Source organism: Janthinobacterium tructae (assembly GCF_006517255.1).
Lineage (GTDB): Bacteria > Pseudomonadota > Gammaproteobacteria > Burkholderiales > Burkholderiaceae_D > Janthinobacterium > Janthinobacterium tructae.
Genome location: NZ_CP041185.1, coordinates 4609233 through 4631199 on the forward strand (window position 1 = coordinate 4609233; position 21967 = coordinate 4631199).

Below are 21967 nucleotides of genomic sequence, written 5' to 3' on the forward strand. Positions count from 1 at the left end.
AATAAAATGGCAAAAGGTAAATTCGAACGGACCAAGCCGCACGTCAACGTCGGCACCATCGGCCACGTCGACCACGGTAAAACCACGCTGACCGCTGCAATCGCAACGGTTCTGTCGAAGAAATTCGGCGGCGAAGCTAAAGCATACGACCAGATCGATGCAGCACCGGAAGAAAAAGCGCGCGGTATCACGATTAACACCGCCCACGTCGAGTACGAAACGGCATCGCGTCACTACGCGCACGTTGACTGCCCAGGCCACGCCGATTACATCAAAAACATGATTACCGGTGCCGCGCAGATGGACGGCGCGATCCTGGTATGCTCCGCAGCTGACGGCCCAATGCCACAGACCCGCGAACACATCCTGCTGGCCCGCCAAGTTGGCGTTCCATACATCATCGTGTTCCTGAACAAGTGCGACCTGGTCGACGACGCAGAGCTGCTGGAACTGGTTGAAATGGAAGTGCGCGAGCTGTTGTCGAAGTATGAGTTCCCTGGCGACGACGTGCCTATCATCAAAGGTTCGGCACGTATGGCGCTGGAAGGCAAAGAAGGCGAAATGGGCGTAGATGCAGTGTTGCGTCTGGCCGATGCCCTCGATTCCTACATCCCAACGCCAGAGCGCGCTGTTGACGGTGCTTTCCTGATGCCAGTGGAAGACGTGTTCTCGATCTCGGGTCGCGGTACCGTGGTCACCGGTCGTATCGAGCGCGGCATTGTCAAAGTCGGCGAAGAGATCGAAATCGTTGGTATTATCGATACCGTCAAAACGACTTGCACCGGCGTGGAAATGTTCCGCAAACTGCTGGATCAAGGTCAAGCAGGCGACAACGTTGGTCTGCTGCTGCGCGGCACCAAGCGTGAAGACGTGCAACGTGGTCAAGTTCTGGCCAAGCCAGGTTCGATCAAGCCGCATGCGCACTTCACCGGCGAGATCTATGTTCTGTCGAAAGACGAAGGCGGCCGTCATACGCCATTCTTCAACAACTATCGTCCACAGTTCTACTTCCGCACGACGGACGTGACTGGTTCGATCGAGTTGCCAGCAGATAAAGAAATGGTTATGCCAGGCGATAACGTGTCGATCACCGTCAAGCTGATCAACCCGATCGCGATGGAAGAAGGCCTGCGCTTCGCTATCCGTGAAGGCGGTCGTACCGTCGGCGCTGGTGTTGTTGCAAAAATCCTGGCTTAATTCTTAAGCCTGCATAAAAGAAGACGCGTCGTCGCCCGGCGCCCTTCTTTTTATTCAACTGCCGGGGTTGGCAAGCATTTTGGTGCTATCATGTCGACCCTGACGGTTGTTGCGTCAGAAATTCCCGTATGACCTCATTGCCGTGCAGATCGCGCGGTTCGTTCTTTTAAGGAAATATCATGTCGGCACCAAACCAAAAAATCCGTATCCGCCTGAAGGCTTTCGATTACAAACTGATCGACCAGTCCGCTCTGGAAATCGTTGAAACCGCGAAGCGCACCGGCGCTGTCGTCAAAGGCCCAGTACCACTGCCTACCCGTATTCAACGTTTCGATGTGCTGCGTTCCCCGCACGTCAACAAAACTTCGCGCGATCAGTTCGAGATCCGTACGCACCAACGCCTGATGGACATCGTTGACCCAACGGACAAAACCGTTGACGCGCTGATGAAGCTGGACCTGCCAGCTGGTGTTGATGTTGAAATCAAACTGCAATAAGAGTTTCAAGGGCAGCTGACAATACCGTAGCACCAGGTAGTGACAGCTGTTCCAGGCCGGCGGGGTGTCCCGCTGCCTGATGATGGGGCCGGGCCTGCTCACAATCGTGAGTGCGCCCGGCCCCATTGCTATTGGCCTGCAGTATTGTGTTTACGCCGTACATCTTTCACTCTCCCTGTCTCTTTCTCCGCTTTACTTTCTTTTTCTATCGTTATGCAAACGGACGGACCAGGCCGGCACAGGCCAAATTAATACCGGAAAACAACAAGTTGGCGAATAAAGTTGTATAAGAACAACAATTGTTAAATTTTCTCTTCCTTGCTGGGCCTCAATGTGAGAAATTTGTAATATACGCCGAGATTGTGTGACTTTTTTACAAAAATAGTCAATGAGACGTATCGATTTATAAAACGAAAACAATATTTGAGGAGTAGTTTTGAAAGTTCCGGTAATTAACAATACACCACGGTTGAAGAAAAGTACGCTTGCAATTGCATTGACATTGGCCTTCTCTCAATACGCCACGGCACAAACAGCTGCCGAGCCTGTAGAAAAACTGCAGCGCGTCGAAGTCACCGGTAGTAGCATCAAGCGTACCGAAGCTGAAACAGCTGGCGCGCTGCAGGTTCTGACCCGCGACGACATCGAGCGCACCGGCCAGACCACGGCGCTGGGCATCCTGAATTCCTCCGCCGCCATCAGCACCTCGATCGACTCGGCAAGCTCCAGCTCCGGCAGCTTTGCTACGGGCTCCTCGGGCGTGGGCATGCGTGGCCTGGGCAAGGTCGCCACCCTGGTGCTGGTTAACGGCCGCCGCATTGCACAATACGGCCTGGCCGATGGTGCACAGCAAAACTTTACCAACCTGGATGCGATCCCGGCTGCCGCCATCGAGCGCATCGAGATCCTGAAGGACGGCGCTTCGGCAATCTACGGTTCCGACGCCATCGCCGGCGTGATCAACATCATCTTGCTGAAGAACTTTGAAGGCGCCAAAATCACTGGCAACTACAAGGAAACCGACGGTTTCAAAGATCAGCGTAGCCGCAGCGTTTCCGGCATCGTCGGTTACGGTGATGTCGACAAGGATGGTTTCAACACCTACCTGACGTACGAAGCCTACAAAAACGACGGCTACACCGTCGACGATCTGCGCAGCCACTATCCTGACTGGCACCGCCAGACCCCGACCCGTTCGACCTGGGACGCGAAGAACTCGTATTCGCCAACCGGCAACTACTTCCTGGATAGCAACAATATCGTTGCCGCGCCAGGCTGCCCGGCTGACATGATCGATGCCAAGGACAAGCTGTGCAAGATGGACCTGTTGCCGTACAGCGGCCTGGCAACCAAAGCCAAGCGTTATGCGCTGGCCAGCAACACGCATTTTAAAATTGGCAAGTCTATCGACGCCAATTTCGAGATCACCAATGCCGGCGCCAGCAACGATTACATCGTCGCGCCATTCGCCCTGAGCAGCACTTCGTCGCCGAGCACCTGGTATAACGCGATGGACGGCAAGATGGTCGGTCCGTTCTACTATCCAAAATTGCCAGTTGGCCACGCCAACAACCCTTACGGCAAACCGGTGGAATACCGTGCCCGTCTGATGGACACCGGCAACGGCTTCAATTTCAACCGTACCGAATCCGACCAGACGCGCGTCATGCTGAGCCTGAATGGCGACATCGGCAATTTCGACTGGAAATCCGCAGCCGGCTACATGACGTCGAATGCCACCAAGGCCACCCGTGCAGCCAGCGCCGCTGGCTACACCAACGCCATCGTCAACGGCACCTACAAGTTCGGCCAGCAAAACGATACCGCGCTGCTGGAGTCGATGTTCCCTGTGCGTACCACCAAGGGCGAGTCGAAGATCACCTTCATCGACGCGACCGTGTCCGGTGAAGTGGCGCAATTGCCAGCCGGTCCTTTGAACGTGGCGTTCGGTACCGACATCCGCCGCGAAAAGTATGAAATGACCAGCTCGGACAACGTCCTGCGTGGTGACCTGGTCGGCATCGCCGGCCTGCAAGTCAAAGACACCATGGATCACTACGCGCTGTTCGCTGAAGCGACCATTCCGGTGGTCAAGCGTGTGGAAGTGAGCGCCGCAGTACGTGCCGACAAGTCCACCAACAGCGACGTGCACTTTTCGCCGAAACTGGGCTTGCGCGTCAACGCGACCGACACCCTGTTGCTGCGTGCCACCGCTGCTGGCGGCTTCCGCGCGCCTAACATCGTTGAAACCGGTAACGGTCTGGGCCGCAGCTCGTTTGCTACCGATGTCAGCGATCCACGCCGCTGCGCAACCGCCAGTGCCTTGAACAAGCTGGTGCAAGGCAATCCAGCCGTCACCCCCGCCGACAAAGCGCAGGGCAACACCTTCCAGAACAGTGATTGCAAAGGCGGCGTTCCTAGCTTCGTGTCGGCGAACAAGGACCTGAAACCGGAAACCTCGCGTTCGATCACCGCCGGTTTCGTTTTTGAACCGGTCAAGAACTGGACCGTGGCACTGGACTACTACCATATCGAACGCAAGGACGAAATCGGTACCCGTGCCGTGGCCGACATTCTGCGCGGCGAAGCTGCTCTGCCAGCCGGACAGCTGGTGCGTGTCGACAACTCGGCTTCGGATGCGCAATTCCTGGCACTGGTGAAAAAGTACGCACCAGGCAATACGACCAACTTCGGCGGCGTTGGCGTGATCGGCCTGTTGTACAACCCATACGTCAACAGCGGCAAGACCCGTGCTTCGGGCTTCGACTTTGATGCGGGTGGCCGTTTCAACACCAGTATCGGCCAGGTTCGCCTGAAACTGGAAGGTAGCTACCTGTGGAAATACCAGGAGTTCAGCGTGACCGACAATGCTTATGCTGACAACCTGGCTGGCAACTGGGCCCTGCGTTCGCGTCTGAACACCAAGCTGCGCGCCAGCCTGAAGGCCGGTTCGTTCGATCACGGCATGACCCTCAACTATGCCAGCGGCTATAGCAACAACGACGATACGTCGCCGACCTTCTGCGCCACGAATAAAGTTTCTGCCGAGAACATGGCAGCATGCTCGCGCGTCGGCAGCAACACGACGGTCGACTACAACCTGTCGTACAACGGCATCAAGAACACGCGTCTGAGCCTGTACGTGGATAACATGTTCGACAAGGCAGCGCCAATTCAATGGCGTTCCGGCTATGCTGATACGTTCCAGATGCGTCGTATCGGTGTGACCGCCAGCTACACTTTCTTCTGATCGTCGTCAGCTGACAAGCTTTCGCCCGGCATCATTGCCGGGCGCAGCAAAGACCAGGCCTCGTGCCTGGTTTTTTTTTGGGGCTATGTCACCGTCAGATGTGGAAATGCTCCCAGGGTTGCTTTCAATAACGTTTCTGGTGAACGGATGCGCCCGGCGTCGAGTATCCAGCGCCATCCCAGGTAGTTCGGCAGGTAACGCGTCGCCACGCCGTGAAAGGGCCGTAGCCACTCCCGCAGGCGGCGATGATACGCATTGACGTTCTGCACATGGGCCGCGCCCCGCACGCGGATGCCGGCGCGCAAGTTGACGGCCTGGTGGCTGATACCCGCCTCCCTGGCGAAGGCCCGGTAGGCGGCATGGCCATCGGTCACCAGCAAAACATCCTTGTCGATGACGGGCAACAAACAATGGTGCAACTGCGCCTTCGTCAGCGCCCCTTTGCCCGTGACAAAATCGAGGGTTTGTCCCGTGCGGTCGCGCGCCACCAGGATACAGACCTGTTCATTGGAAATGCCGCGTTGGCGGGCATGGCCGCCCCGGCGGCGGGCTCGGCGCGTCATTTGTCTGGCTCCCTTTTCCGATTCCGGCAGATATAACTCGTCGGCCTCGGCGATGCCATGCAGGCCATGCGGCCGGTCCGTCTTGGCGACCGTTAAAAAACGGTGGCGCCAGCGAAAGGTGGTATTGCGGTGCACACCCAGCTGCTGAGCGGCCTGGCGCACCGAGGCGGAGTCGAGCAGACAATCGGCATACGCGAGCCATAGCGCCTTGTGGCGCAAGCGGGCCAGCGGCGTGCCCGTCAAGGCATTGAAGGTACGCCCGCACGGCACGCAACGGTAGCGTTGCAAGCCGTGTGCATGGCCATGCCGGTGCAGCTGAGGCGAGTGGCAGGCGGGACAGGCCAATCGCCGCTGCGCCACACTTTCCAGCAGAGCGACAGTCGCGTCGTGTGGGGCATTGCCACGCAGCAGGGCCATTCCAGCCTGCCGCTGGCGTCGGTTCAACTGCGCAAATTGCGCGATAAAGCTGATCCATTCGGCTGCCTGCATGATCTGCTCCTTGTCAGGTGAGTATGCAGAGTCAGACAGCACTGTCAAAGGAAGATTCCAGCATTTACCCTACTTACCGATGACAGAGCCTTTTTTTGCCCTGCCATCGATGCATGGGGGGATATCGCTTTACAGTGCTGAGGCTGGACGATAAAGTTGCCGCATGCTCAATGCCCTCGATACCCACCTGTTAAATGCGACGCCACGTCTGCGCTTGCGCGGCTGGCCGCGCTTCCTGACCGAATTCCTGTATTTCGGCATCAAGGAGGCGAGGTCGTGCCTGTTCGTGGGGCTGTTTTTTGCTGCCGTGTTCCTGGTGCCGCGCGCGGGCCTGTTCGGCCTGCCGCGCTATGACGTGCTGCTGCTGGTAGCGCTGGCGATCCAGGGCGCAATGGTGTGGAGCGGGCTGGAAACGTGGGATGAGTTGAAAGCCATCTGCCTGTTTCATGCGGTCGGCTTCGCGCTGGAAGTGTTCAAGGTATCGGGGACGATCCAGTCATGGAGCTATCCCGACTTCGCCTACAGCAAGGTGTTCGGCGTCCCCCTGTTTTCCGGCTTCATGTATGCGGCCGTCGGCAGTTACATCATCCAGACCTGGCGCCTGCTCGACATGCGGATCCGCCACCATCCGCCGTACTGGATGGCGGTGCTGATCGCGCTGCTCATCTACGCCAACTTCTTCACCCATCACTACATCGGCGACTACCGCTGGTATCTTGCCGCCTGCGCGCTGGGCTTGTACGCGCGCACCAGCGTGGTGTTCCGTCCGCTCGACCGCGACCGCAGCATGCCCTTGCTGCTCGGTTTCGTGCTGGTCGGCTTCTTTATCTGGCTGGCCGAAAACATCAGCACCTTCTGGGGCGTGTGGCGTTATCCGAACCAGCTTGGCGCCTGGTCGGTGGTGCATGTCAGCAAATGGAGTTCATGGTCGCTGCTGGTGGTGATGACGTTCACCATCGTGGCCCACCTCAAGCACATCAAGGCCAGCATCCACGTCGCCCAGCCTTAGGTCGGGCGGCTTTTTGCCCGCGCACGGCAAGGCGCGCGATTGACGCCGCTTGCCCGCTTCAGGGATACTCCGGACTTGTCCATTAATGTGTGCCGCCGCCATGTCCAAGACTGTCCTGATCGTGGAAGATGAACAGGCGATCGCCGACAGCATCGCCTATGCCTTGCGCACGGACGGCTTTACGCCGCGCCATGTGACCTTGGGTGAGCAGGCGCTTGCCGTGCTGCGCAGTGAGGCCGCACCGCAACTGGTGGTGCTCGATATCGGCTTGCCCGACATGAGCGGGCTGGAAGTGTGTCGTCGGCTGCGCCAGTTTTCCGAGGTGCCGGTGATCTTCCTGACGGCCCGCAGCGACGAGATCGACCGTATCGTCGGCCTGGAAATCGGCGCCGATGATTACGTTACCAAGCCGTTCTCGCCGCGCGAACTGGTGGCGCGCATCCGCGTCATCCTGCGCCGCGCAGGCGCCGCGCCAGCGCTGCGCGAGACTGGCATGACGATCGCCGATGCCGTCACGGCGGCCGCGCCGGCGCCGGCGCGCTTCGAGTTGCGCGCGCTGGAGGCGAAAGTGCTGTTTCACGGCCAGCCGCTGGACCTGACCCGTTACGAGTACCTGCTGCTGAAAACCCTGCTCGAGCACCCGGGCCACGTGCTGTCGCGCGCGCAGCTGATGGCGCGCGTGTGGAGCGCAGCGCCCGACACGCTCGAGCGCACGGTTGATGCACACGTCAAATCGCTGCGTGCCAAGCTGCGCGCCATCGATGCGCAGGCTGACCCCATCCACACCCACCGTGGCCTCGGCTACAGCCTGGCCGGCGCATGAAGATCGGCCTGCGCATCCTGCTCGGCTACTTCCTGATCGTGGGCCTGGCCGCGTGGTTCTTGCTGAACGTCTTCATGGAGCAGGTCAAGCCGGGTGTGCGCTCGACCCTGGAAGATACCCTGGTCGATACCTCGCAACTGCTGGCCAGCCTGGTGGCGCCCGAATTGAAGGCGGGCACGCTGGCGCAGTCGCCCGTGGCCGAGCGCATGCAGGACTATGCGCGCCATGGCGTGGACGTCAATATCAATGGTGTGCGCAAGCGCACGCTCGACTACCGTATCACCATCACGGACCGGCACGGCATCGTGCTGTTCGATTCCAGCGGCCGCGACGTGGGACGCGACTATTCGCGCTGGAATGACGTGTATCTCACCTTGCAGGGCAAGTATGGCGCGCGCAGCACGCGCAGCCGGCCCGACGACGAGATGTCGACGGTGATGCACGTGGCCGCACCGATCCGCGACGGCAATGAAGTGATCGGCGTGCTGACGGTGGCCAAACCGAATGCCAGCGTGCAAGCCTTTGTCGAACGCAGCCAGCGCAAGATATTGCAGCGCGGCGCCATCCTGTTGCTGTTGTCGTTGCTGATAGGCCTGGCATTCGCCTGGTGGCTGCACCATGCGCTGGGCAAGCTGATGCATTACATCGGCGACGTGGAAGCAGGGCGCAAGGTGGCGCTGCCGGCGCTGGGCAGCAACGAGATCGGCACCCTGGGGCGGGCGCTGGAGGCGATGCGCACGCGCCTGGAAGGCAAGGAATACGTGGAGCAGCTGATGCATACCCTGGCGCATGAATTGAAAAGCCCGATCGCCGCCATCCAGGCATCGGCCGAGCTGCTGCAGGAAGACATGCCGCCGGCCGAGCGGCGCCAGTTCCTCGCCAGTATCCTGGAACAGAATGCGCGCCAGCGGCAGCTGATCGACAAGCTGCTGGCCCTGGTGCGCGTGGAAAAGCAGCAACGGCTGGAGCATCCCGAGCGCATCGCGCTGGCGCCGCTGCTGGCGCAAGTGGCGCAGGACGCGGCCGCCACCCTGGCGGCGCGCGGCGTGCGCCTGCAGGTACAGGCGGAAGAGGGGAGTGTGGCGGGCGACGCCCTGCTGCTGCGCCAGGCGCTGGGCAACCTGCTCGACAACGCGGCCGGCTTCGCGCCACCGGGTAGCTGCATCGAGCTGATGGCGCAGCGCCACGGCAGCCAGGTGGAAATTGCCGTGCGCGACCGCGGCGAGGGGATCCCCGCGTATGCGCTGGAACGTATCTTCGAGCGCTTTTATTCCCTGCCGCGCCCGAGTACTGGCAAGAGCACGGGCCTGGGCCTGCCCTTCGTGCGCGAGGTCGCTTCCCTGCATGGCGGCACGGTCGAAGTACTCAATCATCCCGATGGCGGTGCCTGCGCGCGCCTGTGCCTGCCGCTGGCTTAGAGGCTATCCCAGTAGGGAGCGCCATCTGCTGGTAGTTCATCAGGAGCGCGGACAAGGCGTGAGGAGGACGCGTGGCGAGCCACGCGACGACGATCAACGCCGTCCCCGCTTCTGAGGGGCGCCAGCAGGGGATGTATTCATCTACTGGGATAGGCTCTTGGCGCGCATTTATTTCCAGACTTCACACGCAGCGCATCATCAGCGCACATGTTTTTTCTACACTGGCCTCCTTACTTCAAGGATGCGCCATGCAAAAAACTCTCTTCGTCAAAGCGTTGATCGTGTTCGGCCTGATGTTGCTGATCGGCCTGCCTCTGCTGATGATTCAGGAAACGATCAAGGAGCGGATGGAATTCCGCCAGGAAGCCGTCAACAGCATCGCCGCCGATTCGGTGCGCGAACAAACCATCATCGGTCCCATCCTGGTGATCCCCTACACGGAGCAATATGAAGAGCGCGTGGAGGTGGCCAAAGGCGATGACAGGGAAGCGAAAGCGCCTGTGCGCACGGAGTTGCTGCACCGCACGGTGCAGCGCCGCTTGCTCGTGTATCCGAACGACTTGCAGATCAATGGCAATATCGACACGGACCGCCGTTACCGCGGTATCCACCAGGTGCTGGTGTACAGCGGCCAGCATGCCTTCAAGGGAGATTTTACGGTGCCGGCCAGCACGCAGTTGGCGCGCAAGTCGCCGGACTCGCGCATTACCCTGGGCACCCCTTTCGTCGCGCTATCCATCGAGGACGTGCGCGGCATCCGCAATATCCCGAAAATCGACTGGGGCGGGCAGAAGATCGAGTTCGAGCAGGGCACCGACTTGTTTGCCTTCCGCAGCGGCCTGCACGCGCCGCTGGGCGCCATGCCGCTGGCGCAAGCGCAACAGGTGAAATTCAGCTTCGACCTGGGGCTGGACGGTATCGAACGCCAGCATTTCGTGCCGGTGGCGAAAAACAGCCAGGTCAGCATCAAGTCGAACTGGCCCCATCCGCAGTTTGGCGGGCGCTTCCTGCCATCGCCGAAGAATCGCCAGATCGATGCCCATGGCTTCAATGTGGCGTGGAATATTTCGTCGCTGGCGACGAATGCGCAAACGCAGCTGAGCACCATCGAGGGGGAATTCAAGGTGCCCGACAGTGCGCCGCTGGGCCAGGTAGACCGCTTCAGCGTGGGCTTCATCGAGCCGGTGAACGTGTATTCGCAATCGGATCGGGCCACCAAGTATGGCTTGCTGTTCGTGGCGCTGACCTTTGCCGCCTTCTTCATCTTTGAAATCCTGAAGAGCCTGCCGATTCACCCGGTGCAGTACTTGCTGGTGGGCCTGTCGCTGGTGATCTTCTTCCTGCTGCTGGTGGGCCTGGCCGAGCACATCGCCTTCCTCGCTGCCTACCTGATCGCCAGCGCCGCCTGTATCGCGCTGACCAGTTTTTATCTGGCGCACGTGCTGCACAATGCCTGGCGCGGCATCGGCTTCGGCATGGCGCTGACGGCGCTGTATGGCGCCCTGTATGGCTTGCTGAGCTCGGAAAACAATGCGCTGGTGATGGGCAGCATCCTGTTGTTCGCCGTGCTGGCAGCCATCATGGTGGCGACGCGCAAAGTTGACTGGTATCAAGTGGGCAAGGGCGCAGTGGCACCCGCTGCAGAGCCGCATGAATAGGCGATGTATGCTACATTAGCCGACCTTTGCAGCGCCCCTGGCAACTGTCGCAGGGGCGTCGCGCAACACTTTGACATACCTCGTGTTAACTTGTTGCGTCAAGGGTTTTTGTGCTATATACTAGCCGGCTTCGGTATGGATTCGTCTTTTTTGGATCCTACGTTACTTTGTAGTTAAACAAGCCCCGCCCAATCGCAGGTGGGAATGGAGAAAAAATGAGCCTAGGCCTTCTCGGTCGCAAGGTTGGTATGATGCGCATTTTCACGGATGAAGGGGATTCGATCCCGGTCACCGTGTTGGACGTATCGAACAACCGTGTTGCGCAAATCAAAACCCCTGAAACAGATGGCTACTCCGCTGTTCAGGTCGCATTCGGTCAACGTCGCGCTTCCCGCGTGACCAAAGCTGTTGCTGGTCATCACGCTAAAGCTGGCGTTGAAGCCGGTACTCTGTTGAAAGAGTTCCGTGTCGATGCTGCTAAAGCCGCTGAACTGAAAGCTGGCGATGTTGTCGCTGCTTCCCTGTTCGAAGTCGGTCAAAAGATCGACGTGCAAGGCGTTACCATTGGTAAAGGCTATGCAGGCGTTATCAAACGTTATCACTTCTCTTCTGGCCGTGCAACGCACGGTAACTCGCGTTCGCACAACGTTCCAGGTTCCATCGGTATGGCACAAGATCCAGGTCGCGTTTTCCCTGGTAAGCGCATGACCGGTCATCTGGGTGACGTTAACCGTACGATCCAGAACCTCGTGATCGCCCGTATCGATGCCGACCGTCAGCTGTTGCTGGTCAAAGGCGCGATTCCAGGTGCGAAAAATGGCCAGGTAGTTGTCTCGCCAGCCATCAAAACCAAAGCCAAGAAGGGAGCTTAAACGATGGAACTCAAGCTTCTGAATGCGCAAGGTCAAGCCGCCTCGAACGTTGCTGCAGCCGATACGATTTTCGGCCGTGACTACAATGAAGCGCTGATCCACCAAGTCGTCATCGCGTATCAAGCGAATGCACGTAGTGGTAACCGCAAGCAAAAAGACCGTGAAGAAGTTCACCACACGACGAAAAAGCCATGGCGCCAAAAAGGTACCGGCCGCGCTCGTGCTGGTATGTCGTCGTCGCCACTGTGGCGCGGCGGTGGTCGGATTTTCCCGAACTCGCCTGACGAAAACTTCACCCACAAAGTGAACAAAAAGATGTATCGCGCAGGTATCTGCTCGATCTTGTCGCAGCTGGCTCGCGAAGAGCGCCTGATCGTCATCGACGATCTGACGATCGACGCGCCAAAGACCAAGCTGTTGTCGCAAAAATTGAACGGCCTGGGCTTTGATTCGGTTCTGATCATCACCGACGTTCTGAACGAAAACCTGGAACTGGCATCGCGCAACCTGCCTAACGTACTCGTCGTTGAGCCACGTCACGCAGACCCGATGTCCCTGGTGTTCTACAAGAAGATCCTGGTCACCAAAGCTGCATTGGCCAAGATTGAGGAGATGCTGGCATGAGCGCGATTTTGAAACATAGCGAAGAACGCTTGATGAAGGTGCTGTTGGCGCCCGTGATTTCCGAGAAGGCCACCATGGTCGCGGAAAAGAACGAGCAAATTGTATTCCGCGTACTGCCGGATGCAACCAAGCCTGAAATCAAGGCAGCGGTCGAACTGCTGTTCAAGGTTGAAGTTCTGTCCGTGCAAACTGCAAACCGCGAAGGTAAGCAGAAACGCACCGGCAAGTTCAACGGTCGTCGTAACCATACCAAGCGTGCTTTCGTGTGCCTGAAGCCTGGCCAGGAAATCAACTTCTCCGAGGAGGCTGCATAATGGCACTCGTTAAGATGAAACCAACCTCGCCAGGCCGTCGCGGCATGGTAAAGGTGGTGAACCCAGACCTGTACAAAGGTCGTCCGTTCGCTGCCCTGGTTGAAAAGAAATCCAAGACCGCTGGTCGTAACAACAACGGTCACATCACCACCCGTCATATCGGTGGTGGTCATAAGCAACACTATCGCTTGATCGACTTCAAGCGCACCAAAGATGGTATTCCAGCGAAAGTGGAACGTATCGAATACGATCCAAACCGCACCGCGAATATCGCTCTGTTGTGCTACGCCGACGGCGAACGTCACTACATCATCGCAACCAAAGGCATGGCCGTTGGCGACAGCGTGATGAACGGTTCGGAAGCACCGATCAAATCGGGTAACTGCTTGCCAATCCGTAACATCCCAGTCGGTACCGTGATGCATTGCGTCGAAATGCTGCCAGGTAAAGGTGCCCAAATGGCACGTACCGCTGGCGCTGGCGTTGTGCTGATGGCACGTGAAGGTACCTACGCTCAAGTGCGTCTGCGCTCGGGTGAAGTACGTCGCGTGCACATCGAGTGCCGTGCAACGGTTGGTGAAGTCGGCAATGCCGAGCACAGCCTGCGTAAAATCGGTAAAGCTGGCGCGATGCGCTGGCGCGGTGTTCGTCCTACCGTTCGCGGTGTGGTCATGAACCCGGTCGATCACCCGCACGGTGGTGGTGAAGGTAAAACAGCAGCTGGTCGTCATCCAGTTTCGCCATGGGGCCAACAGACCAAGGGTAAGAAAACACGCAGCAACAAGCGTACGACTTCCATGATCGTCTCGCGCCGCGGCAAGAAATAAGGGGTAGCACATGACACGTTCATTGAAAAAAGGGCCGTTCTGTGACGCCCACCTGGTGAAAAAAGTTGAAGCCGCGCAAGCAGCCAAAGACAAAAAGCCAATCAAAACCTGGTCGCGTCGTTCGACAATCATGCCGGATTTTATCGGCCTGACGATCGCGGTTCATAACGGCAAGCTGCACGTGCCGGTTTATGTTTCCGAAAACATGGTTGGTCACAAGCTCGGCGAATTCGCACTGACCCGTACGTTCAAGGGCCATGCAGCTGACAAAAAGGCTAAGAAATAATGGAAACTAAAGCTATCCTCAAAGGTGTGCGCCTGTCGGACCAAAAGGGCCGCCTGGTTGCTGACCTGATCCGTGGCAAGAAAGTTGACGCTGCACTCAACATCTTGCAATTCAGCCCGAAAAAAGGTGCTGCGATCATCAAACGCGTTCTGGAATCCGCTATTGCGAATGCCGAGCACAATGATGGTGCGGACATCGACGAATTGTTCGTGAAAACGATCTACGTCGAAAAGGGCCCCGTCCTGAAGCGCTTCACCGCGCGTGCAAAAGGCCGTGGCGACCGTATTTCGAAACAATCCTGTCACGTTTACGTGACTGTCGGTAACTAAGGAGCCACGATGGGTCAGAAAATTCATCCAACCGGTTTCCGTCTGGCGGTCACCCGTAACTGGGCTTCGCGCTGGTATGCAGGCAACGGTAATTTCGCTGCCATGCTGAACGAAGACTTGAAAGCACGTGCTTACCTGAAAAAGAAACTGAAGAACGCATCCGTTGGTCGCATCGTTATCGAGCGTCCAGCCAAGAACGCGCGCTTCACGATCTACAGCTCGCGTCCAGGCGTGGTCATTGGTAAAAAAGGCGAAGACATCGAAGTACTGAAGTCCGCGCTGACCAAGATCATGGGCGTACCTGTTCACGTGAACATCGAAGAAATTCGCAAGCCAGAAATCGACTCGCAACTGATCGCCGATTCGATCGCTCAGCAGCTGGAAAAACGGATCATGTTCCGCCGCGCCATGAAGCGTGCAATGCAAAATGCAATGCGCCTGGGTGCTCTCGGTATCAAGATCATGTCGTCCGGCCGTCTGAACGGTATCGAAATCGCGCGTAAAGAGTGGTACCGCGAAGGCCGCGTGCCTCTGCATACCCTGCGCGCCGATATCGACTACGGTACCAGCGAAGCGTCGACCACCTACGGCATCATCGGTGTCAAGGTGTGGGTATACAAAGGTGACCGCGCGCCTAACGGCGATGCACCAGTCATCGATACCCCAGCTGACGAGAAGAAAAGCCGCGGCCCACGCCGTGACGATGGCAAGCCAGCTGGCCGTCCACGTCCAGCCGGTGCCGGTGCGAAACCATCCACAGCACCAGGTGCACGTGTGCGTACCGCCGCTAAACCGGCCGCCGCAGCAGCACCAGCTGAGAAAGCAGGAGAATAATCATGCTGCAACCAGCACGCAGAAAGTATCGTAAAGAGCAGAAAGGCCGTAATACCGGTATTTCGCACAGCCGCGGCACCGCCGTGTCGTTTGGCGAATTCGGTCTGAAGGCAGTTGCGCGCGGTCGTATCACTGCGCGTCAAATTGAAGCGGCGCGTCGTGCAATGACGCGTCACATCAAGCGCGGTGGCCGTATCTGGATCCGTATTTTCCCGGACAAACCGATTTCGAACAAACCGGCTGAAGTCCGTATGGGTAACGGTAAGGGTAATCCTGAGTACTACGTCGCTGAAATTCAGCCAGGTAAAGTACTGTACGAAATGGATGGCGTTGATGAAGCGCTGGCACGGGAAGCTTTCCGTCTTGCCGCCTCTAAACTGCCACTGGCGACGACGTTTGTCATCCGCCAAGTCGGCCAATAATTGGAGTTGTATATGAAAGCATCTGAACTCCGCGGCAAAGACCAGCCAGCTCTGCAAAAAGAGCTGAATGACTTGTTGAAGGCACAGTTCGGCCTGCGTATGCAAATCGCTACGCAGCAGCTGAGCAACACTTCGCAGCTCAAGAAGGTACGCCGCGATATCGCGCGTGTGAAGACGGTAATGAATCTGAAGGAAGCCAAATGAACGAACCAGTGAAACAGTCGCTCAAGCGCACGCTGATCGGTAAAGTGGTTTCGGACAAGATGGACAAGACCGTTACCGTTCTGATCGAGCGCCACGTAAAACATCCTTTGTATGGCAAGATCATCATGCGCTCGAACAAGTATCACGCGCATGACGAGACCAACCAAGTCAAGGCCGGTGATACGGTCGAGATCCAGGAAGGTCGCCCGATCTCCAAAACGAAGGCATGGACGGTGACACGTGTGGTTCAAGCCGCACCAACCGTTTAAATAAAAACCACCGTTTCGGCGGTGGCTTTTAATTAGTACTTGCAGGCCCGCAAATTGTATGTAATACTTGCGGGCTTCGTTCATGTAACGCCGCAAAGTGTCTGGTCACAGACAGTAGCATTCGCGGTCAGTTAATGTATGAAGGTCATGCACCCAAACAGTGAAGCCCAGCAGGGCGGCTCTGGCGGGACCAAGACTGACCGTGGGTCTACATTGTGTGGATTCTTCGGCTTAAGTTGGGAAAGAGAATACTATGATTCAAACTGAAAGCCGGCTCGAAGTGGCTGACAATACCGGTGCCAAAGAAGTAATGTGCATCAAGGTATTGGGCGGCTCCAAGCGCCGTTATGCTGGCATTGGCGATGTGATCAAGGTAACCGTTAAGGTTGCTGCGCCACGTGGCCGTGTCAAAAAAGGTGAAATTTATAACGCCGTGGTTGTGCGCACCGCTAAAGGTGTTCGCCGCCAAGACGGTTCCCTGGTGAAGTTCGACGGCAATGCCGCCGTTCTGTTGAACGCCAAGCTGGAACCGATCGGTACCCGTATTTTTGGACCTGTCACACGCGAACTGCGTACTGAGAAGTTCATGAAAATCGTGTCCCTGGCACCGGAAGTCCTGTAAGGAGTCGTAATGGATAAGATTCGTAAAAACGACGAAGTCATCGTTCTGACCGGGAAAGACAAGGGCAAACGTGGTGTGGTACAGCAGCGTATCGATGCTGAACATATCGTGGTTGATGGCATTAACATCGCTAAAAAAGCGACTAAGCCAAACCCGATGACTGGCGTAACTGGTGGTATCGTCGATAAGACCATGCCAATTCACGTGTCCAACGTTGCATTGTTTAATGCAGCGACTGGCAAGGCAGATCGCGTGGGTTTCAAAGAAGTGGACGGCAAGAAAGTTCGCATCTTTAAATCCTCCGGCGAAGTAGTGAAGGCTTAAGAAATCATGGCACGTCTCCAAGAATTCTATAAAGAAAAAGTCGTTGCCGACCTGACCAGCAAGTTTGGTTACAAGTCGGTAATGGAAGTTCCACGCCTGACCAAGATCACCCTGAACATGGGTGTTGGTGAGGCTATCGCGGATAAAAAAGTTCTCGAGCACGCAGTTGCTGACTTGACCAAGATCGCCGGCCAGAAGCCAGTGACCACCAAGTCCCGCAAAGCGATCGCAGGCTTCAAAATCCGTGAAGGTTACCCGATCGGTACGATGGTCACCCTGCGCGGCGCTCGCATGTACGAGTTCCTGGATCGCTTCATTACCGTGGCTCTGCCACGCGTACGCGATTTCCGTGGTGTGAACGGCCGTGCATTTGATGGTCGTGGTAACTACAACATCGGTGTCAAGGAACAGATCATTTTCCCTGAAATCGAATACGACAAGATTGACGCGTTGCGCGGTATGAATATCAGCATCACGACAACCGCTAAGACCGATGACGAAGCCAAAGCTTTGCTCGCCGCCTTTAAATTCCCTTTCAGGAACTGATCATGGCCAAACTGTCACTGATTAATCGTGAGATCAAGCGTGCTGACCTGGTGGCGAAATTCGCCCCTAAGCGCGAAGCTCTCAAGGCCATCGTCGATGACCAATCGAAATCGGAAGAAGAGCGCTACGAAGCTCGCCTGAAATTGCAGGCGCTGCCACGTAACTCGAACCCGACGCGTCAACGTAACCGTTGCGCCATCACTGGTCGTCCGCGCGGCACATTCCGTAAATTCGGTCTGGGTCGTATCAAGCTCCGTGAATTCGCCATGCGTGGTGAAATTCCGGGTATGACAAAAGCAAGCTGGTAATAGGAGAATATGCAATGAGTATGAGCGATCCTATCGCCGATATGCTGACCCGCATTCGCAATGCACAAGGCGTGCAAAAGACGACCGTGGCCATGCCATCGTCGAAAGTCAAAATTGCGATTGCCAGCGTCCTGAAGGACGAGGGTTACATTGAAGATTTCGCTGTTACCGAAGCTGGTGGCAAAGCGGAACTGAAAATCGGTTTGAAGTATTATGTTGGCCGTCCCGTTATTGAGCGCTTGGAGCGCGTGTCCCGTCCGGGTCTGCGCGTCTACAAGGGTAAAGACGAGATCCCTGTTGTGATGAATGGCTTGGGTGTGGCGATCGTGTCGACTCCGCAAGGCGTCATGACTGACCGCAAAGCACGCGCTACCGGTGTCGGCGGCGAAGTTATTTGCTACGTGGCTTAAGGAGTTACACATGTCTCGAGTAGCTAAAATGCCTATCGTAGTGCCAGCTGGCGCCGAAGTCGCCATCTCCGCACAATCGATCACCGTAAAAGGCCCGCTGGGCGTACTTTCCCAGGCCCTCACCGGCCAGGTCAAAGTGGAAAACAATGCAGGAACCCTGAGTTTCGACGTGGCGAACGACAGCCGCGAAGCCAATGCCATGTCCGGCACGCTGCGCGCACTGGTCAACAACATGGTTGTTGGCGTCACCAAGGGTTTCGAGAAAAAGCTGAACCTGGTAGGCGTGGGTTACAAGGCGCAAGCTCAAGGCGACAAGTTGAATCTGTCCCTGGGTTTCTCGCACCCTGTAGTGCATGACATGCCAGCTGGCGTTACCTGCGCAACACCAACCCCGACCGAGATCCTGATTAAAGGTATCGACCGTCAACAGGTTGGCCAGGTAGCCGCTGAAGTTCGTGCTTACCGCGCTCCTGAGCCTTATAAAGGCAAGGGCGTTCGCTATGCGGACGAAGTGGTTAAGCTTAAAGAAACCAAGAAGAAGTAATTAGGGGCTGACGATGGATAAGAAAGAATCACGGCTTCGCCGCGGACGCCAAACCCGCATCAAGATTGCGGAATTGAAAGTAAATCGCTTGTCGGTGCATCGCACCAACCTGCACATTTACGCCAACCTGATCAGCCCGGATGCAAAAATCCTGGTTTCGGCCTCGACGGCTGAAGCGGAAGTTCGCGCTGAACTGGCAGGCCAATCCGGCAAAGGCGGCAATGCCGCTGCTGCAGCCTTGATCGGCAAGCGCGTCGCTGAAAAAGCGTTGAAAGCAGGGATTACCGAAGTTGCGTTTGACCGCTCCGGTTTCCGTTACCACGGCCGTGTGAAAGCGTTGGCAGAAGCCGCACGCGAAGCCGGTCTGAAGTTCTAAGGATCAATCATGGCAAAAATGCAAGCAAAAATGCAAAGCGACAAGCCGGATGATGGCATGCGCGAAAAAATGATCGCGATCAACCGCGTGACCAAAGTGGTCAAGGGTGGTCGTATCATGGGTTTCGCCGCGCTGACCGTAGTTGGTGATGGCGATGGCCGCGTCGGCATGGGCAAGGGCAAATCGAAAGAAGTGCCAGTTGGCGTGCAGAAGGCAATGGAAGAAGCCCGTCGCAACCTGATCAAAGTGCCGCTCAAAAACGGTACCTTGCATCACACGGTTGTTGGTCGTCACGGCGCCTCCAAGGTCCTGATGAACCCAGCTAAGCCTGGTACTGGCGTGATCGCTGGTGGCGCCATGCGCGCTATCTTCGAAGTGATGGGCGTGACGGACGTGGTGGCGAAATCCACCGGTTCGAACAACCCATACAACCTGGTACGCGCTACGCTGGACGGCCTGTCGAAAATGAGCACTGCTTCCGATATCGCTGCCAAACGCGGCAAGTCGGTTGAAGACATTCTGGCTTAAGGTGGACAAAATGACAAACACAGTCAAAGTGCAATTGGTCAAGGGCTTGATCGGTACGCGCGAATCGCATCGCGCTACCGTGCGCGGTCTGGGTCTGCGTCGTGTAAATTCGGTTTCCGAATTGCAAGACACCCCATCCGTACGCGGCATGATCAATAAAGTATCGTATCTCGTTAAAGTTGTCGGGTAAGCCTTCGGGCTTACACGAACGGAGCAAATCATGGAATTGAATACTATTGCACCAGCCGAAGGCGCTAAGCACTACAAGCGTCGCGTCGGTCGCGGTATCGGCTCCGGCCTGGGTAAAACCTCGGGTCGTGGTCACAAGGGTCAGAAATCGCGTTCGGGCGGCTTTCATAAAGTCGGTTTCGAAGGCGGTCAGATGCCTCTGCAACGCCGTCTGCCTAAGCGCGGTTTCAAATCGATGCACGCAACCTTCAAAGCTGAAGTGCGCCTGTCCGATCTGAACAACCTGGCTGTTGGCGATGTCGACATTCTGGTCTTGAAGCAAGCTGGCGTTCTGGGCGTGTTGGCCCGTGACGTGCGCGTGATCTTGTCCGGCGAAATCACCAAAGCGGTGAATTTGAAGGGCTTGAAAGTGTCCGCTGGCGCGAAAGCCGCCATCGAAGCAGCCGGCGGCTCGGTAGCCTGAGTTGACCGCTAACAGCTTGATCGGAGCGAAAATTGGCGACTAATCCACAACTTGCTAAAAGTGCAGCGGCCGGTTTCCCTTGGGGACGGCTCTGGTTTTTGCTTGGCGCATTGGTGGTTTATCGTATCGGTGCTCACGTCCCGGTTCCCGGGATTGACCCGACACAATTAGCCTCGCTGTTCAAGGAGCACGAAGGCGGCGTCCTGGGCATGTTCAACATGTTCTCGGGCGGTGCCTTGTCTCGTTTTACAGTGTTTGCGCTGGGTATCATGCCTTATATCTCGGCCTCGATCATCATGCAATTGCTGTCGATCGTGTCACCGCAGATGGAAGCGTTGAAAAAAGAAGGCGAAGCAGGTCGTCGCAAGATCACCCAGTACACCCGGTATTTCACGGTTGCCCTGGCACTGTTCCAAGCGTTAGGCATTGCAGTCGCACTGGAGTCGCAAGCTGGTCTGGTGTTGGAACCTGGTCTTGCATTCCGCTTCGTGACGGTCGTCACTTTGTTGACCGGAACAATGTTTTTGATGTGGTTGGGTGAGCAAATTACCGAGCGCGGCTTGGGGAATGGCATCTCGATCATCATTTTTGCCGGGATTGCAGCAGGTCTGCCGTCGGCGTTGGGTGGCTTGTTCACTCAGGTGTCGAATGGTTCGATCGGCAGCTTCAGCGCGATTTTCATCGTGATCCTGGTAGCACTGGTAACGTACTTCGTTGTATTCGTCGAACGTGGTCAGCGCAAAATATTGGTCAATTACGCGAAGCGCCAGGTAGGCAACAAGATTTATGGCGGTCAAACCAGCCATTTGCCGTTGAAGCTGAACATGGCCGGCGTGATCCCGCCGATCTTTGCTTCTTCGATCATCTTGTTTCCGGCCACTATCGTGGACTGGTTTTCAAAGGGCGCCGACAACGCTAACCCTGCGGTGCGGTTCTTGAAAGATTTGGCAGCATCGATGGGGCCTGGTGAGCCTATCCATGCGCTGTTGTACGCAGTGGCGATCGTGTTTTTCTGTTTCTTCTATACAGCGCTGGTGTTTAACAGCAAGGAAACAGCAGATAACTTGAAGAAAAGCGGTGCGTTCATTCCCGGGATTCGTCCAGGCGAGCAGACAGCCCGTTACATCGACAAGATCCTGACACGCTTGACACTTGCCGGCGCAGTCTACATCACCCTGGTGTGTTTATTGCCGGAATTTATGCAAGCCCAGTGGAAAGTACCATTCTATTTCGGCGGTACTTCTTTATTGATTATTGTAGTTGTCACCATGGATTTCATGGCGCAAGTACAGAACTACGTGATGTCGCAGCAATATGATTCGCTGCTGCGCAAAGCAAATTTCAAGGGCGGAATTCCGACGCGTTAAGCGCGGTAAACATACCGAATGGCAAAAGACGACGTCATACAGATGCAGGGCGAGATTCTTGAGAATCTCCCAAATGCAACATTTCGAGTGAAGCTGGAGAACGGACACGTGGTGCTCGGGCATATTTCAGGTAAAATGCGGATGAACTATATTCGCATTCTCCCTGGAGACAAGGTGACGGTGGAGTTAACGCCGTACGACTTGAGCCGAGCCCGCATTGTGTTCCGTACCAAGTAACACACTGAATCAAACCAAAGAAGCGAAAGAAAGAGCCCAAAAATGAAAGTTCTCGCATCAGTCAAGCGGATCTGCCGCAACTGCAAGATCATCAAGCGCAAAGGCGTAGTCCGCGTAATCTGCGTGGAACCACGTCACAAGCAGCGTCAAGGTTAATCGAGGAATAAC

The 21967-nt window shown here is 56.6% G+C and carries 31 protein-coding genes; 30 read left to right on the plus strand and 1 reads right to left on the minus strand.

Annotated elements, in window-relative coordinates; all coding sequences use genetic code 11:
• Positions 1-6: 6 nt before the first annotated feature.
• The 3 genes from tuf (at position 7) to FJQ89_RS20175 (ending at position 4944) form a co-directional block, all read left to right on the plus strand.
• Positions 7-1197: an elongation factor Tu gene (tuf, locus tag FJQ89_RS20165; RefSeq protein ID WP_070345915.1), complete on the plus strand. Its 1191-nt coding sequence runs from the start codon at positions 7-9 to the stop codon at positions 1195-1197.
• 179 nt (positions 1198-1376) lie between these two features.
• On the plus strand, positions 1377-1694 hold the full coding sequence (gene rpsJ, locus FJQ89_RS20170) for a 30S ribosomal protein S10 (protein WP_010394389.1): 318 nt from the start codon (positions 1377-1379) through the stop codon (positions 1692-1694).
• A gap of 502 nt (positions 1695-2196) precedes the next feature.
• Positions 2197-4944: a TonB-dependent receptor plug domain-containing protein gene (locus FJQ89_RS20175; protein ID WP_243136149.1), complete on the plus strand. Its 2748-nt coding sequence runs from the start codon at positions 2197-2199 to the stop codon at positions 4942-4944.
• 83 nt (positions 4945-5027) lie between these two features.
• On the opposite strand, the gene FJQ89_RS20180 is transcribed toward FJQ89_RS20175, so the two are convergent.
• Complete coding sequence (locus tag FJQ89_RS20180) at positions 5028-5996, minus strand: IS1595 family transposase (RefSeq protein WP_141171461.1); 969 nt, start codon at positions 5994-5996, stop codon at positions 5028-5030.
• Positions 5997-6159: 163 nt separating this feature from the next.
• Between FJQ89_RS20180 and FJQ89_RS20185 the strand changes: the two genes are divergently transcribed.
• The 27 genes from FJQ89_RS20185 (at position 6160) to rpmJ (ending at position 21955) form a co-directional block, all read left to right on the plus strand.
• On the plus strand, positions 6160-7005 hold the full coding sequence (locus tag FJQ89_RS20185; protein ID WP_141171462.1) for a DUF817 domain-containing protein: 846 nt from the start codon (positions 6160-6162) through the stop codon (positions 7003-7005).
• 100 nt (positions 7006-7105) lie between these two features.
• Positions 7106-7828: a two-component system response regulator CreB gene (gene creB / locus FJQ89_RS20190; protein WP_141171463.1), complete on the plus strand. Its 723-nt coding sequence runs from the start codon at positions 7106-7108 to the stop codon at positions 7826-7828.
• Positions 7825-9246: a two-component system sensor histidine kinase CreC gene (gene creC, locus FJQ89_RS20195; protein WP_141171464.1), complete on the plus strand. Its 1422-nt coding sequence runs from the start codon at positions 7825-7827 to the stop codon at positions 9244-9246. Before creB ends, creC begins: the two co-directional genes overlap by 4 nt.
• A 248-nt stretch (positions 9247-9494) precedes the next feature.
• A complete protein-coding gene (creD, locus tag FJQ89_RS20200; protein ID WP_168208490.1) occupies positions 9495-10904 on the plus strand; it encodes a cell envelope integrity protein CreD in 1410 nt (469 codons plus the stop codon).
• 215 nt (positions 10905-11119) lie between these two features.
• Positions 11120-11776 carry a 50S ribosomal protein L3 gene (gene rplC, locus FJQ89_RS20205; protein WP_071079769.1) on the plus strand — a complete coding sequence of 219 codons (657 nt, stop codon included), beginning with the start codon at positions 11120-11122 and terminating at the stop codon, positions 11774-11776.
• 3 nt (positions 11777-11779) lie between these two features.
• A complete protein-coding gene (gene rplD, locus FJQ89_RS20210; RefSeq protein ID WP_034753197.1) occupies positions 11780-12400 on the plus strand; it encodes a 50S ribosomal protein L4 in 621 nt (206 codons plus the stop codon).
• A complete protein-coding gene (gene rplW / locus FJQ89_RS20215; protein WP_010394398.1) occupies positions 12397-12714 on the plus strand; it encodes a 50S ribosomal protein L23 in 318 nt (105 codons plus the stop codon). Before rplD ends, rplW begins: the two co-directional genes overlap by 4 nt.
• Entirely contained in the window at positions 12714-13541 is an 828-nt protein-coding gene (gene rplB / locus FJQ89_RS20220) for a 50S ribosomal protein L2 (RefSeq protein WP_010394400.1), read from the plus strand. Before rplW ends, rplB begins: the two co-directional genes overlap by 1 nt.
• Before the next feature lie 10 nt (positions 13542-13551).
• The gene (rpsS, locus tag FJQ89_RS20225) at positions 13552-13827 is read left to right on the plus strand and encodes a 30S ribosomal protein S19 (protein WP_008444295.1); all 276 of its coding nucleotides are present in this window, start codon (positions 13552-13554) and stop codon (positions 13825-13827) included.
• Positions 13824-14156 carry a 50S ribosomal protein L22 gene (gene rplV / locus FJQ89_RS20230; protein ID WP_170840583.1) on the plus strand — a complete coding sequence of 111 codons (333 nt, stop codon included), beginning with the start codon at positions 13824-13826 and terminating at the stop codon, positions 14154-14156. The genes rpsS and rplV overlap by 4 nt, the downstream gene beginning before the upstream one ends.
• A 9-nt stretch (positions 14157-14165) precedes the next feature.
• Entirely contained in the window at positions 14166-14990 is an 825-nt protein-coding gene (rpsC, locus tag FJQ89_RS20235) for a 30S ribosomal protein S3 (RefSeq protein ID WP_034753199.1), read from the plus strand.
• 2 nt (positions 14991-14992) lie between these two features.
• Positions 14993-15412: a 50S ribosomal protein L16 gene (rplP, locus tag FJQ89_RS20240; protein WP_010394411.1), complete on the plus strand. Its 420-nt coding sequence runs from the start codon at positions 14993-14995 to the stop codon at positions 15410-15412.
• 12 nt (positions 15413-15424) lie between these two features.
• Positions 15425-15616, plus strand: coding sequence for a 50S ribosomal protein L29 (gene rpmC, locus FJQ89_RS20245; protein WP_010394412.1), 192 nt, complete (start codon positions 15425-15427; stop codon positions 15614-15616).
• Positions 15613-15885, plus strand: a complete 273-nt coding sequence (gene rpsQ / locus FJQ89_RS20250; protein ID WP_010394415.1) for a 30S ribosomal protein S17 — start codon at positions 15613-15615, stop codon at positions 15883-15885. The genes rpmC and rpsQ overlap by 4 nt, the downstream gene beginning before the upstream one ends.
• Positions 15886-16138: 253 nt before the next feature.
• Complete coding sequence (rplN, locus tag FJQ89_RS20255) at positions 16139-16507, plus strand: 50S ribosomal protein L14 (RefSeq protein WP_008444317.1); 369 nt, start codon at positions 16139-16141, stop codon at positions 16505-16507.
• A 9-nt stretch (positions 16508-16516) separates the two neighbouring features.
• Positions 16517-16831, plus strand: coding sequence for a 50S ribosomal protein L24 (gene rplX, locus FJQ89_RS20260; RefSeq protein ID WP_034753204.1), 315 nt, complete (start codon positions 16517-16519; stop codon positions 16829-16831).
• 6 nt (positions 16832-16837) lie between these two features.
• Positions 16838-17377 carry a 50S ribosomal protein L5 gene (gene rplE / locus FJQ89_RS20265; protein WP_010394421.1) on the plus strand — a complete coding sequence of 180 codons (540 nt, stop codon included), beginning with the start codon at positions 16838-16840 and terminating at the stop codon, positions 17375-17377.
• Positions 17378-17379: 2 nt separating this feature from the next.
• Positions 17380-17685 (plus strand): 30S ribosomal protein S14, encoded by a 306-nt coding sequence (gene rpsN, locus FJQ89_RS20270; RefSeq protein WP_010394423.1) that lies wholly within the window; start codon positions 17380-17382, stop codon positions 17683-17685.
• 14 nt (positions 17686-17699) lie between these two features.
• Positions 17700-18095: a 30S ribosomal protein S8 gene (gene rpsH / locus FJQ89_RS20275; protein WP_010394425.1), complete on the plus strand. Its 396-nt coding sequence runs from the start codon at positions 17700-17702 to the stop codon at positions 18093-18095.
• A gap of 10 nt (positions 18096-18105) precedes the next feature.
• Complete coding sequence (gene rplF, locus FJQ89_RS20280; RefSeq protein ID WP_141171466.1) at positions 18106-18639, plus strand: 50S ribosomal protein L6; 534 nt, start codon at positions 18106-18108, stop codon at positions 18637-18639.
• A 13-nt stretch (positions 18640-18652) separates the two neighbouring features.
• Positions 18653-19015 carry a 50S ribosomal protein L18 gene (gene rplR, locus FJQ89_RS20285; protein ID WP_071079767.1) on the plus strand — a complete coding sequence of 121 codons (363 nt, stop codon included), beginning with the start codon at positions 18653-18655 and terminating at the stop codon, positions 19013-19015.
• Between the two features lie 9 nt (positions 19016-19024).
• Positions 19025-19543: a 30S ribosomal protein S5 gene (gene rpsE / locus FJQ89_RS20290; RefSeq protein WP_010394433.1), complete on the plus strand. Its 519-nt coding sequence runs from the start codon at positions 19025-19027 to the stop codon at positions 19541-19543.
• Positions 19544-19553: 10 nt separating this feature from the next.
• A complete protein-coding gene (rpmD, locus tag FJQ89_RS20295; RefSeq protein ID WP_010394435.1) occupies positions 19554-19733 on the plus strand; it encodes a 50S ribosomal protein L30 in 180 nt (59 codons plus the stop codon).
• Positions 19734-19763: 30 nt separating this feature from the next.
• The gene (rplO, locus tag FJQ89_RS20300) at positions 19764-20195 is read left to right on the plus strand and encodes a 50S ribosomal protein L15 (protein ID WP_034753211.1); all 432 of its coding nucleotides are present in this window, start codon (positions 19764-19766) and stop codon (positions 20193-20195) included.
• Between the two features lie 32 nt (positions 20196-20227).
• Positions 20228-21562 carry a preprotein translocase subunit SecY gene (secY, locus tag FJQ89_RS20305; protein ID WP_010394438.1) on the plus strand — a complete coding sequence of 445 codons (1335 nt, stop codon included), beginning with the start codon at positions 20228-20230 and terminating at the stop codon, positions 21560-21562.
• 18 nt (positions 21563-21580) lie between these two features.
• Positions 21581-21799: a translation initiation factor IF-1 gene (gene infA / locus FJQ89_RS20310; protein ID WP_005663428.1), complete on the plus strand. Its 219-nt coding sequence runs from the start codon at positions 21581-21583 to the stop codon at positions 21797-21799.
• Between the two features lie 42 nt (positions 21800-21841).
• On the plus strand, positions 21842-21955 hold the full coding sequence (gene rpmJ, locus FJQ89_RS20315) for a 50S ribosomal protein L36 (RefSeq protein WP_010394471.1): 114 nt from the start codon (positions 21842-21844) through the stop codon (positions 21953-21955).
• Positions 21956-21967: the final 12 nt, after the last annotated feature.

What these genes read in the sequence shown, in the direction of transcription:
- tuf (WP_070345915.1), top strand. Translation starts at nt 7, where the DNA reads ATGGCAAAAGGTAAATTCGAACGGACCAAGCCGCACGTCAACGTCGGC.
- rpsJ (WP_010394389.1), top strand. Translation starts at nt 1,377, where the DNA reads ATGTCGGCACCAAACCAAAAAATCCGTATCCGCCTGAAGGCTTTCGAT.
- FJQ89_RS20180 (WP_141171461.1), bottom strand. Translation starts at nt 5,996, where the DNA reads ATGCAGGCAGCCGAATGGATCAGCTTTATCGCGCAATTTGCGCAGTTG.
- FJQ89_RS20185 (WP_141171462.1), top strand. Translation starts at nt 6,160, where the DNA reads ATGCTCAATGCCCTCGATACCCACCTGTTAAATGCGACGCCACGTCTG.
- creB (WP_141171463.1), top strand. Translation starts at nt 7,106, where the DNA reads ATGTCCAAGACTGTCCTGATCGTGGAAGATGAACAGGCGATCGCCGAC.
- creC (WP_141171464.1), top strand. Translation starts at nt 7,825, where the DNA reads ATGAAGATCGGCCTGCGCATCCTGCTCGGCTACTTCCTGATCGTGGGC.
- creD (WP_168208490.1), top strand. Translation starts at nt 9,495, where the DNA reads ATGCAAAAAACTCTCTTCGTCAAAGCGTTGATCGTGTTCGGCCTGATG.
- rplC (WP_071079769.1), top strand. Translation starts at nt 11,120, where the DNA reads ATGAGCCTAGGCCTTCTCGGTCGCAAGGTTGGTATGATGCGCATTTTC.
- rplD (WP_034753197.1), top strand. Translation starts at nt 11,780, where the DNA reads ATGGAACTCAAGCTTCTGAATGCGCAAGGTCAAGCCGCCTCGAACGTT.
- rplW (WP_010394398.1), top strand. Translation starts at nt 12,397, where the DNA reads ATGAGCGCGATTTTGAAACATAGCGAAGAACGCTTGATGAAGGTGCTG.
- rplB (WP_010394400.1), top strand. Translation starts at nt 12,714, where the DNA reads ATGGCACTCGTTAAGATGAAACCAACCTCGCCAGGCCGTCGCGGCATG.
- rpsS (WP_008444295.1), top strand. Translation starts at nt 13,552, where the DNA reads ATGACACGTTCATTGAAAAAAGGGCCGTTCTGTGACGCCCACCTGGTG.
- rpsC (WP_034753199.1), top strand. Translation starts at nt 14,166, where the DNA reads ATGGGTCAGAAAATTCATCCAACCGGTTTCCGTCTGGCGGTCACCCGT.
- rplP (WP_010394411.1), top strand. Translation starts at nt 14,993, where the DNA reads ATGCTGCAACCAGCACGCAGAAAGTATCGTAAAGAGCAGAAAGGCCGT.
- rpmC (WP_010394412.1), top strand. Translation starts at nt 15,425, where the DNA reads ATGAAAGCATCTGAACTCCGCGGCAAAGACCAGCCAGCTCTGCAAAAA.
- rpsQ (WP_010394415.1), top strand. Translation starts at nt 15,613, where the DNA reads ATGAACGAACCAGTGAAACAGTCGCTCAAGCGCACGCTGATCGGTAAA.
- rplN (WP_008444317.1), top strand. Translation starts at nt 16,139, where the DNA reads ATGATTCAAACTGAAAGCCGGCTCGAAGTGGCTGACAATACCGGTGCC.
- rplX (WP_034753204.1), top strand. Translation starts at nt 16,517, where the DNA reads ATGGATAAGATTCGTAAAAACGACGAAGTCATCGTTCTGACCGGGAAA.
- rplE (WP_010394421.1), top strand. Translation starts at nt 16,838, where the DNA reads ATGGCACGTCTCCAAGAATTCTATAAAGAAAAAGTCGTTGCCGACCTG.
- rpsN (WP_010394423.1), top strand. Translation starts at nt 17,380, where the DNA reads ATGGCCAAACTGTCACTGATTAATCGTGAGATCAAGCGTGCTGACCTG.
- rpsH (WP_010394425.1), top strand. Translation starts at nt 17,700, where the DNA reads ATGAGTATGAGCGATCCTATCGCCGATATGCTGACCCGCATTCGCAAT.
- rplF (WP_141171466.1), top strand. Translation starts at nt 18,106, where the DNA reads ATGTCTCGAGTAGCTAAAATGCCTATCGTAGTGCCAGCTGGCGCCGAA.
- rplR (WP_071079767.1), top strand. Translation starts at nt 18,653, where the DNA reads ATGGATAAGAAAGAATCACGGCTTCGCCGCGGACGCCAAACCCGCATC.
- rpsE (WP_010394433.1), top strand. Translation starts at nt 19,025, where the DNA reads ATGGCAAAAATGCAAGCAAAAATGCAAAGCGACAAGCCGGATGATGGC.
- rpmD (WP_010394435.1), top strand. Translation starts at nt 19,554, where the DNA reads ATGACAAACACAGTCAAAGTGCAATTGGTCAAGGGCTTGATCGGTACG.
- rplO (WP_034753211.1), top strand. Translation starts at nt 19,764, where the DNA reads ATGGAATTGAATACTATTGCACCAGCCGAAGGCGCTAAGCACTACAAG.
- infA (WP_005663428.1), top strand. Translation starts at nt 21,581, where the DNA reads ATGGCAAAAGACGACGTCATACAGATGCAGGGCGAGATTCTTGAGAAT.
- rpmJ (WP_010394471.1), top strand. Translation starts at nt 21,842, where the DNA reads ATGAAAGTTCTCGCATCAGTCAAGCGGATCTGCCGCAACTGCAAGATC.